Source organism: Thalassospira alkalitolerans, assembly GCF_002115745.1.
Classification (GTDB): Bacteria; Pseudomonadota; Alphaproteobacteria; order Rhodospirillales; family Thalassospiraceae; genus Thalassospira; species Thalassospira alkalitolerans.
On the sequence record NZ_JFKB01000001.1, the window covers coordinates 170,085 to 183,210 of the forward strand.

Consider the following 13,126-nt stretch of genomic DNA (forward strand, 5'->3'; position numbering starts at 1 on the left):
CCATCGGTTGATGAGGGCCTGTAAGCGATGACCTTGCGCAGTATTATCATTATTGCTGTTTTCTTCGCAGCAATTTTCCGGGTCCTTCCGGCGTCGGCCGAATTGTTTGTCTTTCCGGCGCTCCGCACCATCACGCCAGGCGATCCGGAACAAACCCTGCTGTCAGAAAACCAGACCGCTATCATATATGGTTCGGCCGATATCGAAGCATTTCGTCCCACCATCGAAGGCTTTCAACAAAGTAATCCCAATGTCCGTATTGATTATCATCAGCTTCAGACACTGGACATGTATGACCGGACATTGGCCGAACGCGACGCGGGCGAGCCCAACGCCGATATCGTCATCAGTTCGTCGATGGACTTGCAGATGAAGCTTGCCAATGATGGCTATGCCGTTTCCCATCAAAGCGATGAAACACGCGCCCTGCCCAATTGGGCAAGCTGGCGCAACGAGGCATTTGCCGTCACACAGGAACCGGCTGTCATTGCCTATAACCGGCAATTTTTCCGCGAAAACAATCTGGAACCACCGCGAACCCGCAACGCTTTCATCCGATTGTTAAACGACCATGACGACCTGCTAAGTGAAAAAGTCACGACCTATGACATTGAACGAAGCGGGGTCGGTTTTTTATTCCTTGCCCGTGATGAACGCTTTTTCCCCGGCATCTGGGATTTTGTCCGCACCCTGGGTCAGGCGCGGGTAAAGCTATATTCAAACACATCCCCGATGCTTGAAAAGATTGCCGATGGGCAAGTGGTGCTGGGCTATAACCTATTGGGATCCTATGCCGAGACATTCAGCCACCGAAACCCCAATCTTGGCGTGATCCTGCCTGATGACTTCATTGTGGTGTATTCCCGAATAGCCATCATACCGCGCGGTGCCCGCCGTCCCGATCTTGGCGGACGGTTCCTTGATTACATGCTGTCGATCGAAGGCCAAAGCATCCTGCAAGATGAAGGCAACTTTAACCCGGTCCGTCCCGATGTCCCGCCAAGCCCGTTTTCATCGCTGATCTTTGATCGTTACGGCGAACGAGTGCGGTCTTTTCCGGTTGGCCCGGGGCTTTTGGTTTATCTGGATCAGGCAAAACGCCAACGGTTTTTAAGCCGCTGGCAGGATGCATTACTTAATCGCCGGTAAGGTCGCCTGATTGATCGGTTGGAAACGGGCGTCGTTCCGGCCCGTCGTAGCTCCAAATCAAACGGCGCGGGATTGGCCCCTTGTTGCGCCCACCCTGATTGGTTTGTTCCCATGCATGGGCCAGAATCCCGACCGAGCGGGACAAACAAAACAGGCCCCGCGCCAAAGGTGCGGCAAAGCCAAGCTCGGCATAAATCACCGCCGTTGCCCCGTCGATATTCATCGGAATGCGTTTGCCCTTGCGCTCAAAAAGGGTCTCTTCGATCTGGCTGGCAATCTTGCCCAACCGGCCCGATACGATGCCATCGCTTGCCGCCTGTTCAACCAGCGACAGCAATCTTGGTGCGCGCGGATCAAGCGGATGGAACCGATGACCAAAACCGGGAATATGTTTGCCATGCTCGGCAATCTGATGATCCAACCCCGCCGCCGTCGCATCGACAAGGCTTTCGCCCGCATCCATCCGGGTTGCGATATCGTGATACAGCGCAACAGCCTGTTCACCTGCGCCGCCATGAACATCGCCCAGCACATTGACCGCACTTGCCATCGCATTGTTAAGACCAACACCACAGGTTGCTGCCATACGGGCAATGGCGATGCTGGGCGCCTGCGGTCCGTGATCCACCGCCGCAACAAGCGCGGCTTCAAGTAATGCCGCCTGCCCTTTGGACGGCAAATCACCGCGTGTCATCAACCAGATCATCCCGGCAAAACTGATATTGCCGATCAGGTCCTGAATGGCATAGCCGCTATAATGGATTTTGCCCGGCTCCATATCGATGATGGATGTTTTCCACCAGTCGCTGACTTCGTTTTCAATGTCTTTTGCGGTCTTGTCGCTCATAACACGCCCTCGGCTTTCAGGGTGGCGACTTCGTCGGCACTGATGCCGAGTTCAGCCAAAATGGTTTCGTTATCTTGTCCAAGAACCGGCGGCGGCGCATCAACAGACGGCGCATCCCCGTCCATCTTGATCCCGGTTCGCAAAATACGAATATCGCGATCGGCCCCCGGTACATCGGCAAAATCAGCCAACATGCCACGATCGGCAATCTGCGGCAGCGAAAGCACCTGTGGCACGGTCAAAACCGCCCCGGCTGGTACCCCGGTGGCATTGAATTTCAAAACCCAATGATCGGTTGATTGCGTGACAAGCGCACCTTCAAGCAGGTCACTCAGTTCACGCCGATGGGCAAGCCGGTCCGTTCGGGTGACAAACCGCGGATCGGTTTTAAGGTCCTGCAAATCCAGCACATCACAGACGGCTTCGAATTGTTCCTGTTTATTGGCAGCAATATTAATCTTGCCATCCTGGGTGCGAAAGGTCCCGGATGGCGAGGATGTGAAATTGTCATTGCCATTTGCCGTCGGCTGTTTTCCCGCAATCAGGAAATTCGATACTACCCAGCCCATGGTGGCAACCACCGATTCCAGCATCGAAATATCGATAAAACTGCCCTTGCCGTCATTGGCCCCCATCGCACGACCGGCAAGTGCCGCCGTAATCGCATAAGCCGCCGTTAATCCACCGATGGTGTCGGCAACCGGATATCCAACGCGATAGGTATCCTGACCTTCTTCGCCGGTGATCGTCATAATGCCCGAAAGCCCCTGGACAATCTGATCATAGGCCGGGAGCTTTTTCATCGGGCCGGTTTGCCCAAAACCTGAAATCGCGCAATAGATCAGCGCCGGATTGACCTTTGACAAAACGTCATAACCAAGTTCCAGCCGATCCATCACCCCGGGGCGGAAATTTTCGACCACCACATCGGCCGTCGCAACCAACTTTTTCAGGATTTCCTTGCCACGCGGGTCTTTCAAATTCAACGTCACAGACCGTTTTCCGGCATTTTGCGCCATGAATGAAACCCCCATCAGTTTTTCATTCAATTCCTGATCTGCGCCCAGTTGACGGGCCAGATCGCCACGCCCCGGTGCTTCGACCTTGATGACATCCGCACCCAAATGGGCCAGTTGATGGCAACAAAACGGTCCGGCCAACACATTGGTCAGATCCAAAACCGTTATTCCGGCAAGTGGTTTGGTGGTGTCCATGACATTTCCTTAAATTCTGTCTAGTAGAATTATGTTCTATTATATAGAATTTAAGCCGAAAGCAAAATACCCAACAGCATTGCCGCCCGCGAAACCATCACGAGAATTTCAGATTTATCATGTCAGACCAAAATGTTAGCGCGGTTGAACGTGCCCTGATCATCCTTGATGCCTTTACCGACCAGGATGCCGATTTATCGCTTAAGGACCTGTCGGAACGCACCGGCATGTATAAAAGCACCATCACCCGGCTAGCCGGAACGTTGGAGTCGCGCGGGTTTCTGGCGATATCGGGGCGCGGGCGATATCGACTGGGCCCGGCATTATGGCGATTGGGATCAATCTATCGCCGGTCATTTCGCATGGATGATGTTGTCCGCCCGCATCTGGCGGCTCTTGTCACGGCAAGCGGTGAAACCGCATCCTTTTACGTGCCCGAAGGCGAAAACCGGCTTTGCCTATTTCGCGAAAATTCGCCGAAAAGCTTGCGCCACCATCTGGAAGAAGGTGCGATCCTTCCATGTGATCGCGGGGCGGCAGGGCATGTCATCCGGGCATGGGGCAACGGGGTAGATGATCTCGCAATCGAGGTTCTTAATACCGGTTTTGCCCAAAGCGACGGCGAACGCGATCCCGATATTTCCGCGATTGCCGTTCCGGTACTGGATCGGCAATCCCGACTTCTGGGGGCATTGAACCTGTCAGGACCGCGCAGCCGATTCGGCCTTGAACACCGAAACGTGGCCCTTGTTTTCCTGCGTCAGCATGCCATTGATTGCGGGCGTGCTCTTTCGGCCTGATCGGCTGATTTCACCGACCTTTGCCCGCTGCGCATAAATGCTATGAATTTTTTTCACCCTGTTTAGCGCAATGACAGGTTGGTGACAGGTTTGCCTGTTACCGTCGCCGCACTGCCGGTCCGTCAGGTCGCATGACCTGACTCAGGAGAATCAAAAAGGATCATCGGCAAGGGAGGCCTTCAGCTGTTTGTTGTCATGGGGTACCGGCATGTCGCCGGAATGCAAGCGCAGCCAGACCTTCGTTGCAGATATCCATTCCTGGTCTGATCGGCCTGCCGCCATTTTTGGCGGTTCAGGATTAGGTTTTTGTCTGGAGGAGACGACAATATGACCAAGCTGACGATGTTCTCGCGTCGCGGATTCCTGGCTGCAGCAACTGCTGTTGCCGTTTCAACTGCTGCTTTCGGTGCGTTTGACGCCAAAGCTGCGGAAATGGATGATATCCACTTTATTATTCCGGGCGGCGCAGGCGGCGGCTGGGATGGTACGGCACGTGGTACCGGCGAAGCCCTGACCAAATCTGGTCTTGTCGGCACCGCTTCTTACGAAAACATGTCGGGTGGCGGCGGTGGCAAAGCCATCGCTTATATGATCGAGGCGGCAGACCGCCTTGACAACACCCTTATGGTCAACTCGACCCCGATCATCATTCGGTCGCTGACCGGTGTGTTCCCGCAGTCGTTCCGTGACCTGACCCCGATCGCAGCTGTCGTTGCCGAATATGCTGCTTTTGGTGTTCCGGCTGACAGCCCGTATAAATCCTTTGCCGACGTTATTGCTGCCATCAAGGCAGATCCGAGCTCGGTGAAATTTGGTGGCGGTTCGGTCCGTGGCGGTATGGACCATATCGTTGCTGCCTATGCCGTTCAGCAGGGCGGTGGCGATGCCAAAACCGTTAAATACATCCCGTATGATGCCGGCGGCAAAGCAATTGCCGGTCTTCTGTCGGGCGAAACCGACATCCTGTCGACCGGCCTTGGTGAGCTGCTTGAACTGCATAAAGCAGGTCAGATCCGTATTCTTGCCGTGACCTCGAAAGAACGTATCGAAGCTGCTCCGGACGTTCCGTCGCTCGGCGAACAGGGCATTGATGCTGAATTCGTCAACTGGCGTGGTTATTTCGGTTCCCCGGCCCTTTCGGCAGACAAGGCTGAAGCCTATGCGAAACTGCTGAAAGACGTTCAGGCAACCGAAGAATGGGAAACCGTTCGCAAGCGCAATGGCTGGGAAAAAATCTACAAAGGCGGCGCTGAATTCTCTTCGTTCATGGAGAATCAGGAAAAGGTTGTTGGCGACCTCATGCGCGAACTTGGCTTCCTGAAATAAGCCATTCCGAAACCTGAATAAAAAAGACTTTTAAGGAAACCACGCCATGTCCATCAATCGTGACAAATTCGGCGCGATGCTCTTTCTATGCCTTGCGCTGATTTATGGCTTCTATGTCGACGACATCCCGCTTTTGTTCGGCGACGAAGATGCCCCATTCAATGCCAGAACCCTTCCGAATGCCCTGGCCTGGATTCTGGGCGTGGTTTCCTTTGCCCAACTGGTACTGCCGGCCAATCGCGAGGCCGGTAGTCTCCTTCGTGCCTTTAGCGGCATGAAATGGAAACCGGTCTTAATGCTTGGCGCATTGATGATCTTCTATGGCCTGACCATCCGCTATTTCGGCTTCCTGATCTCGACCACCATTTTCCTGATCGGCGGCTTCGCTGTTCTTGGCGAACGTCGCATCAAGGTTCTGGTTGGTGCTGCCGTTCCTGTGGTTTTTGTTTTCTGGTTCCTGCTGTCCCAGCTGATGGGCATCTATCTGGCACCGGGTGACTTTTTCGAAATGCTGGGTTAGGGCGACAAAAATGCTAGACGGAATTCTCTCCGGTCTTTCGACCGCAGTCATGCCGATCAACCTGATGATGGTTGTCATCGGCTGCTTTGCCGGTACCTTTATCGGCATGTTGCCGGGTCTCGGTCCGATCACCGCCATTGCGCTGATGATCCCGATCACCTACGGCTTTGATCCTTCAACCGGCCTGATCCTGATGGCCGGTGTGTATTATGGTGCCATCTTTGGCGGTTCGACCTCGTCAATCCTGATCAACGCCCCGGGCGTTGCCGGGACCGTGGCCACCGCCTTTGACGGTTATCCGATGGCCCAAAAAGGTCAGGCAGGCAAAGCACTTGCCATTGCGGCCTATTCATCTTTCTCGGGTGGTACGATTGCCGCGATCTTCCTGCTGGTGGCAGCACCGGCACTGGCATCGGTTTCACTATCGTTCCAGTCAGGTGACTATTTTGCCCTGATGGTTCTGGGTCTGACGGCGGTTTCGGCCTTTGCCGGCAAGGGTCAGGTGCTTAAGGCAATCACTATGACGCTGTTTGGTATTATGCTGTCGACCATCGGCACCGATCCGGCCGCGGGCGTTGCACGCTTTACCTTTGGCAGCATGGATCTTATTGACGGTATCAGCTTCCTGTTGCTGGCGATGTCGACCTTTGCCCTGTCAGAAGCCCTGTTGCAGATTTTGCGCCCGACCAAAGATACCCGCACCGACGAACAGAAAGCGCTGAAAAGCCTTGGCTCGATGAAGCTGTCCAAGGAAGAAGTCAAAATCATGATCCCGGTTATTGGCCGGTCATCCATTTTGGGCTTCTTTACCGGCGTTCTGCCGGGTGCTGGTGCGACCATTGCATCCTTCCTTGCCTATGGCATGGAACGCAATATTGCCTCTGCCAAGGAAAAGCTTCAGTTCGGCAAAGGATCCATCCGGGGTCTGACAGCACCGGAAACCGCCAACAACGCAGCGTGTTCTGGTTCGTTTGTTCCACTTTTGACACTTGGCATTCCGGGGTCTGGAACAACGGCCGTCATGATGGGCGCGCTGATTTCCTATGGCGTTCAGCCCGGTCCGCGCCTGTTTGTTGAACAGCCCGAAGTGTTCTGGTCCGTGATCATTTCGATGTATATCGGCAATATCGTGCTTTTGGTCCTGAACCTGCCGCTGATCCCGTATATTGCACGCCTTCTGGCCCTGCCACAGCAATTGCTGGTGCCGTTCGTTCTGTTCTTCTCGTTGATCGGGGTCTATCTGGTTACATTCAACACCATGGATATCCATATGATGGTGCTAGCCGCGGCAATCGCCATTGGCCTGCGTCTGTTGAATTATCCGATGGCGCCAATGCTGCTTGGCTTTATCCTTGGCAGTATGATGGAAGAAAACCTGCGTCGTGCGCTTATGATCAGCGACGGATCGCTTTCTTTCCTGTGGGAACGTCCGATTACTCTGGTTATTTTGATCATCAGCATGATCTTCCTGATTGCGCCGCTTCTTGGGAATACTCGTGAATGGCTGCGCAATCGCAAGGCCCTGCCCAATGACGGTGAAATGTAAGACCTGAAAGTCTTCGATGCGAAGGATGCGAACGTAATGCGTTTTCTTGATAATCTTGCGATTGGTCCCAAGACCCTCTTGGTCCCCGTATTTCTGATGATCGTGATCATTGCGATGGGGATCACGACGGTCCTGACGCTTGAAAGCGAAAAAGACACGTTGAACAACCTTCGCGTCGAAGCTTATGAACGTCGTTCGGATGCGCTGACACTGAGTGGCGCACTGAACGAAGCCCATGGATCACTGTTTCGGATTTTAACTTGGGATTCAAACGGGCTTAATGCCGCGGCCGTTCCGGAACTGCATGAAAAAGTCGGCCAGCTTTCAGCCGAACTCGCCCCGCTTGCAGAACGGCTGGCCGAGGTTGGCGGGGATGAATTCACCAACGCCTATAACACCTATATGGCCGAGGTTGATCAGTTCCTGATTGAAAGCAACATGAACATCTATGGCGCACTTGAAGTCATTGCCCGCGCCGATGAAGCTTTCAGTGCCCTTCAACCACCGCTTAACAACATCCTCCTGCAATCCCAGGAAGTGGCAACCATTTCATTTGGCAATGCATTGGCTCAGGCCGAAACATTGCAACAGGTGTTTGTGATTGTGGCGGTTATCGTGATTTTCGTTGGCGCCATCGTTTCGGTTTTTGTGTCGCGCCGCATTTCGCACCCGATGACCGATTTGGCAGAACTGATCGAACAGATTTCCAAGGGTGACCTTGATGTTGAAATCCGGGGGGTTCAGCGCCGCGATGAAATCGGGGTGGTTGCACGTTCCGTTACCGTCCTGCGCGACCAGTCAAAAGAAGCCGAAAACCTGCGCCACGAACGCGAACGCATCCGCGAAATCGAACGTGAACGTCAGCTTGAACTGGTTACCGCAACCGATAATTTCCAGCGCGCTGTCCAAGAAGCCCTTGGCGGATTTGACCGTGAATTCAGCTCGCTGAACGGATCGGCGGGCGAGATGGAACAGATCGCAACATCAGCAAACGCACGCGCCGCAGACGCCAATCACCATTCCGAAACCGTTCTGCACCATATCGAAGCGGTATCGCAAACCACCGCCAGCCTTTCCGAAGCCATCGGTGAAATCGGCCAACAGGCCCAGCGTTCCGCCGAGGTTGCCGGTCGTGCGCGTAATGAAAGCGAACAGTCTCGTGCGCTGTTTGACCAATTGACCGAAGCCACCCAGCGGATCGGCGATATCGTCACCCTGATCGAAGACATTGCCAGCCAGACCAATCTTCTGGCCCTGAACGCCACGATTGAGGCCGCACGTGCGGGCGATGCCGGCAAAGGCTTTGCCGTGGTTGCGGGCGAGGTTAAAAACCTTGCATCCCAGACCGCCCGCGCGACCGAGGATATTTCAGCCCAAGTCGAAGAAATCCGTGGCCTGACCAATAACGTGGTCAGCGCGCTTGAATCCGTGGCCAACGTTATCGGTGAAGTTGACCAATCAGCCGCCGCCATCGCGGCCGCAGTCGAAGAACAACAGGCATCGACCAATGGCATTTCCGCCAGCATCCATGATGCCAATGGCGGCATGCGTACCGTTGCCGATGCAGTTGGCGCACTTGATACGGAAACCGCGCGGGTTCACAATGGATCGGAAAACGTTTCACGTGCAACAAATACGCTAAATACCGAAGCAACCCGCCTGCGTAACGCAATTGACGGCTTCCTGAGCCAGATCAATAAAAACAAGGCCGATGCATAATGACGACACTGCCGGAAAAGCCCCAAGACGATAATTGGATCAATCGCCTTTCCGGCAGCCTGACCCCGACATTCTTCAAAAACCTGTTTACCGCCCTTGGCATCGGGTTGATCGGTGGCCTGATTGCACATGGCATCGCCATGCCGCTGGCCTGGATGATGGGGCCGATGCTGGCGACCTTTGTCGCAAGCCTGCTGCGCGTGAAAATGGGCATCCCGATGCGCTTTCGCTCGATCATACTGGGTGTGATCGGTGTATTCCTTGGCGCATCCTTTACCCCCGACACCCTTGATCAGGCGGCGCGCTGGCCAATCAGTATGATCGCAGTTCTGCTTTATGTCCCGATCATCACCATTGTCGTGACCTGGTTTTACAGCAAGGTCGCCAAGCTTGACCCGGCCACAGCATTATTTTCGGCAACACCGGGCGGTTTGACCCCGATGGTGGTTCTGGGGGCGGCGGCGGGTGGCAATGAGCAGGAAATCGCTGTGACGCAGGGGCTTCGCGTCTTGCTGCTTGTCATGTCAGCGCCGCTGATTGCACTTCTGATTACCGGTGTGGTTGCCAATGGCCATGGCAACAGCGAAGCCATGCAGATGACCCTGTCCGATGGCTTGATCACCGCGTTTTGCGCCATTTCCACAGTCGTCATTTTCCGCAAGATCGGCGTCCCGGCATCCGAGATGACCGGTGCGATGATGGCCAGCATGCTTTTGCATGTCACCGGTGTCGTCGAAGGCAATCTTCCCGAATGGCTTCTGGCCGGAAGCCTTTTGATCCTTGGTGCGGCCATTGGCAGCCGCTTTGCCGGGGTCAAACTTTCATTCCTGATCCGTCTTGCCGGGTATTCGATCTTTGCCACCCTCCTGATCCTTGCCTTTACCGGCGTTGTGGCCTGGTTTGTTTCAGATTGGCTTGATCTGGATTACATCGCAGTTCTTCTGGCCTTTGCGCCGGGCGGGGTGGCGGAAATGTCACTGATCGCGCTGGCGCTTAATGTCGAACCCAGCTTTGTCGCGTTTCACCATATCGTCCGCATCTTTGAAATCGTGATGCTGGCGCCATTGATGGCGAAATGGTTCGAACGCTATCGCCAACGTAAAATGAGCGCGCCAGATTAACGGCCCGCCCATTCATCATTTACTGCAAGACAAAGACCTGCTGATCCTATCTATGCCGCACTTTTGATGGCTGAACGCGCCACAAAGTGTTGCGCACCAATCTGTGTCAGATCGGCATAATCAGGCTGATAATCCAGACCATGAACCGGGCTTGGAATTTCGCCAGTAATCAGGCTGAAATGTTCGCGGCGTTTGCGCGGATCGGGGATCGGAACCGCCGACATCAACTTTTTGGTATAGGGATGTTGCGGGTTTTCAAATACCGCACGGCGCGGACCGATCTCGACCACCTGCCCCATATACATCACCGCGACCCGATGGCTTATCTGTTCAACAACCGCCATGTCATGCGAGATAAACAGATATGAAATCCCGCTTTCGGCCTGCAATTCCCCCAACAATTCCAGAACCTGTGCCTGCACCGATACATCAAGTGCCGAAACCGATTCATCGGCAATAATCACCTTGGGTGAAAGGCTGAGCGCACGCGCAATACACACGCGCTGGCGCTGACCACCGGAAAATTCATGCGGATGACGTTTTGCCGCATCGACCGGAAGCCCGACCCGATTAAACAGATATTCAACCCGATCCTGCAATTCGCTGCCATGTGCCAACCCATGAATGACCAATGGCTCGGCCACCAATTCACCAACCGTCATACGCGGATCAAGCGACGCATAAGGATCCTGAAAAATCATCTGAACATTGCGGCGCACGGATTTTGTCTGAAGGCGCGATTGGGCGTCAATTTCCTTGCCATCAATCACGACTTCCCCCTGCCAGGGCAGCAAGTTCATCAATGCCCGGCCAGTAGTCGATTTGCCACAGCCACTTTCGCCAACAATCGATAATGTCTCGCCCGGGAAAATATCAAAACTGACGTTTTCCACCGCATGCACCCGTTTCTGGACGCGCTGCAAAAGTCCACCCCGAATATCAAACCGGACGGTCAGATCGCGCACCGTCACCAAGGGTCGCGCCATTCCACGGACAAGCGCATTTCCATTTGTACTGGCGGGGCCGTCGATTCCAGTCATCGCGCCAAGGCGCGGAACAGCCGCCAAAAGTCCGCGTGTATAGGGATCCGCCGGGGCTTCAAACACATCGGTGACCGATCCGCTTTCAACTGCCTTGCCCTGATTCATCACAATCACGCGGTCAGCCATTTCCGCAACCACCCCCATATCATGAGTGATCAGAATAATGGCCGTGCCGGTATCACGTTGCAAATCACGCATCAGGCCCAAAATCTGTGCCTGAATGGTAACGTCAAGGGCGGTGGTGGGCTCGTCCGCGATCAGAACATCGGGATTACATGCCAGCGCCATCGCGATCATCACGCGCTGGCGCATTCCGCCCGAAAGTTCATGTGGATATTGCTTAAGGCGTTTTTCCGGTTCGGAAATGCGTACCTGCTTTAACACAGCCAATGCACGCGAACGGACCTTTGATCCGGGCATCGGATCATGGGTCGAAATCGCCTCGCCCAACTGGCGGCCGATTGTCAGAACCGGGTTTAAGGACGTCATCGGTTCCTGAAAAATCATGGCGATCTTGTTGCCGCGAATGTCACGCATGGCACGTTCAGGCAATTTCAAAAGATCATCACCGCGCAGCAACACTTTGCCGCCTGCAACCTTTGCCATCGGCTGGGGCAACAGGCCCATGATCGACAGGGACGTCATGGATTTTCCGCTGCCAGACTCGCCAGCAATACATAGCGTTTCACCGCGATGCAGATCGAAACTCAGCCCGTCGACCACGGTTTTTGGCCCGGTTGATGTTGCCACCTGCGTTACCAGATCACGCACTTCGAGGATCTTTTCAGGCATCACGGCACCCTGTTCGGTCATCTTGCCAACCCTTGCGGAATTGTTTTGTCATTAAAAATGTGCGGGGCAGTGCGGTATTTGCGCCTGCCCCATCACAACAAATTATTCGAACACGATGCGCGGGAAATAGAACGACACAACCCAGTTAGGCTGATCGACGATTTCACTAATGCGCAGATCACCGCAAACCGAACACAGCATATAGGCGTCCACGGCCGACATGCCCTGTGTCTTGCCCAGCCAATCGACCATGCGACGGACCGCATCGCGTGCCCCGGTCATAAGATCGGTACCAATACCGGTCGTCACTTCGTACCCTTTGACGTCCAGATGATTGGTCACCGGGCCGGGTGTGGTGAAATGCGGTGTTTCAAGATTGGCCTGTTTGACCAGATCAAGGGTGACAGTGGCGTTCATCGGGCTTTCGATTGCCGTCCCGCAGACTTCGCCATCGCCCTGTGCCGCATGGGTATCACCAATGGAAAACAGCCCCCCGGCAACCTCGACCGGTAAATAAAGGGTCGTCCCGGCAGCAAGATCACGGATATCAAGGTTACCCCCGACACGGCGCGGCGGTACGACCGAATGCAGGCCCGGTTCCGCCGGAGCCAACCCGATAGTACCGGCAAACGGTTTCAACGGCACTTTGCCGTATTTTGAAAACAGCGACGGGGCCATGGTTTGGGGATCATATTTCCAAATATGCAGGGCTGGGTCTTTGAACTGATCGGCCAAAAGACCAAAACCCGGAATATTCGCCGTCCAGCCAAAACCCGATGGTTTGAAACCTTCAATGGTGATTTTGACCGCATCACCGGGTTCCGCCCCATCAATAAAGACAGGACCGGTAACCGGATTGATTTTACTGAAATCCAGTGCGGTCACATCCGCAACCGTACTGTCAAAATTGAACTGGCCAGCAGCACTGTCCACACATTCAAATTCAATGGTGGTTCCCGGCGCGACCGTCTGCACGGGCGGGATCGAATGATCCCACCCGTGATGATGGTGCGCGGAGTGGATCGTGTAATCCGCACATTTGCACATGT

General features: G+C 54.5%; 11 protein-coding genes. 7 read left to right on the forward strand and 4 right to left on the reverse strand.

The annotated features are described in order from the left end of the window. Window positions 1-27: 27 nt before the first annotated feature. Window positions 28-1,149: an ABC transporter substrate-binding protein gene (locus TALK_RS00745; protein WP_085614871.1), complete on the forward strand. Its 1,122-nt coding sequence runs from the start codon at window positions 28-30 to the stop codon at window positions 1,147-1,149. On the opposite strand, the gene TALK_RS00750 is transcribed toward TALK_RS00745, so the two are convergent. Together TALK_RS00750 and TALK_RS00755 are read right to left on the reverse strand one after the other, a co-directional pair. After that, window positions 1,136-1,996 (reverse strand): citryl-CoA lyase, encoded by an 861-nt coding sequence (locus TALK_RS00750; protein ID WP_085614873.1) that lies wholly within the window; start codon window positions 1,994-1,996, stop codon window positions 1,136-1,138. The genes TALK_RS00745 and TALK_RS00750 overlap by 14 nt on opposite strands. Next, window positions 1,993-3,210 carry a CaiB/BaiF CoA transferase family protein gene (locus TALK_RS00755; RefSeq protein WP_085614875.1) on the reverse strand — a complete coding sequence of 406 codons (1,218 nt, stop codon included), beginning with the start codon at window positions 3,208-3,210 and terminating at the stop codon, window positions 1,993-1,995. Before TALK_RS00755 ends, TALK_RS00750 begins: the two co-directional genes overlap by 4 nt. A gap of 119 nt (window positions 3,211-3,329) precedes the next feature. Here TALK_RS00755 and TALK_RS00760 point away from each other — a divergent pair, with 119 nt between their 5' ends. The 6 genes from TALK_RS00760 to TALK_RS00785 all read left to right on the forward strand — a co-directional run bounded on the left by TALK_RS00760 (window position 3,330) and on the right by TALK_RS00785 (window position 10,242). Continuing rightward, entirely contained in the window at window positions 3,330-4,010 is a 681-nt protein-coding gene (locus TALK_RS00760) for an IclR family transcriptional regulator (RefSeq protein ID WP_085614877.1), read from the forward strand. Between the two features lie 327 nt (window positions 4,011-4,337). Further along, a complete protein-coding gene (locus tag TALK_RS00765; RefSeq protein ID WP_085614879.1) occupies window positions 4,338-5,336 on the forward strand; it encodes a tripartite tricarboxylate transporter substrate binding protein in 999 nt (332 codons plus the stop codon). A 46-nt stretch (window positions 5,337-5,382) separates the two neighbouring features. Beyond that, window positions 5,383-5,856, forward strand: coding sequence for a tripartite tricarboxylate transporter TctB family protein (locus TALK_RS00770; protein ID WP_085614881.1), 474 nt, complete (start codon window positions 5,383-5,385; stop codon window positions 5,854-5,856). A 10-nt stretch (window positions 5,857-5,866) separates the two neighbouring features. Then, window positions 5,867-7,402 carry a tripartite tricarboxylate transporter permease gene (locus tag TALK_RS00775; protein WP_085614883.1) on the forward strand — a complete coding sequence of 512 codons (1,536 nt, stop codon included), beginning with the start codon at window positions 5,867-5,869 and terminating at the stop codon, window positions 7,400-7,402. A gap of 36 nt (window positions 7,403-7,438) precedes the next feature. Then, entirely contained in the window at window positions 7,439-9,121 is a 1,683-nt protein-coding gene (locus TALK_RS00780) for a methyl-accepting chemotaxis protein (protein ID WP_085614885.1), read from the forward strand. After that, complete coding sequence (locus TALK_RS00785) at window positions 9,121-10,242, forward strand: AbrB family transcriptional regulator (protein WP_085614887.1); 1,122 nt, start codon at window positions 9,121-9,123, stop codon at window positions 10,240-10,242. The genes TALK_RS00780 and TALK_RS00785 overlap by 1 nt, the downstream gene beginning before the upstream one ends. A gap of 50 nt (window positions 10,243-10,292) precedes the next feature. On the opposite strand, the gene TALK_RS00790 is transcribed toward TALK_RS00785, so the two are convergent. Together TALK_RS00790 and TALK_RS00795 are read right to left on the reverse strand one after the other, a co-directional pair. Further along, window positions 10,293-12,098 (reverse strand): ABC transporter ATP-binding protein, encoded by a 1,806-nt coding sequence (locus TALK_RS00790; RefSeq protein ID WP_139833681.1) that lies wholly within the window; start codon window positions 12,096-12,098, stop codon window positions 10,293-10,295. Between the two features lie 81 nt (window positions 12,099-12,179). After that, entirely contained in the window at window positions 12,180-13,124 is a 945-nt protein-coding gene (locus TALK_RS00795) for an acetamidase/formamidase family protein (protein ID WP_085614889.1), read from the reverse strand. Between the last annotated feature and the right edge of the window lie 2 nt (window positions 13,125-13,126).

Coding starts and splice junctions, on each gene's coding strand:
- TALK_RS00750 (WP_085614873.1), bottom strand. CDS start 1,996: ATGAGCGACAAGACCGCAAAAGACATTGAAAACGAAGTCAGCGACTGG.
- TALK_RS00790 (WP_139833681.1), bottom strand. CDS start 12,098: ATGACCGAACAGGGTGCCGTGATGCCTGAAAAGATCCTCGAAGTGCGT.
- TALK_RS00785 (WP_085614887.1), top strand. CDS start 9,121: ATGACGACACTGCCGGAAAAGCCCCAAGACGATAATTGGATCAATCGC.
- TALK_RS00780 (WP_085614885.1), top strand. CDS start 7,439: ATGCGTTTTCTTGATAATCTTGCGATTGGTCCCAAGACCCTCTTGGTC.
- TALK_RS00775 (WP_085614883.1), top strand. CDS start 5,867: ATGCTAGACGGAATTCTCTCCGGTCTTTCGACCGCAGTCATGCCGATC.
- TALK_RS00795 (WP_085614889.1), bottom strand. CDS start 13,124: ATGTGCAAATGTGCGGATTACACGATCCACTCCGCGCACCATCATCAC.
- TALK_RS00760 (WP_085614877.1), top strand. CDS start 3,330: ATGTCAGACCAAAATGTTAGCGCGGTTGAACGTGCCCTGATCATCCTT.
- TALK_RS00770 (WP_085614881.1), top strand. CDS start 5,383: ATGTCCATCAATCGTGACAAATTCGGCGCGATGCTCTTTCTATGCCTT.
- TALK_RS00745 (WP_085614871.1), top strand. CDS start 28: ATGACCTTGCGCAGTATTATCATTATTGCTGTTTTCTTCGCAGCAATT.
- TALK_RS00755 (WP_085614875.1), bottom strand. CDS start 3,210: ATGGACACCACCAAACCACTTGCCGGAATAACGGTTTTGGATCTGACC.
- TALK_RS00765 (WP_085614879.1), top strand. CDS start 4,338: ATGACCAAGCTGACGATGTTCTCGCGTCGCGGATTCCTGGCTGCAGCA.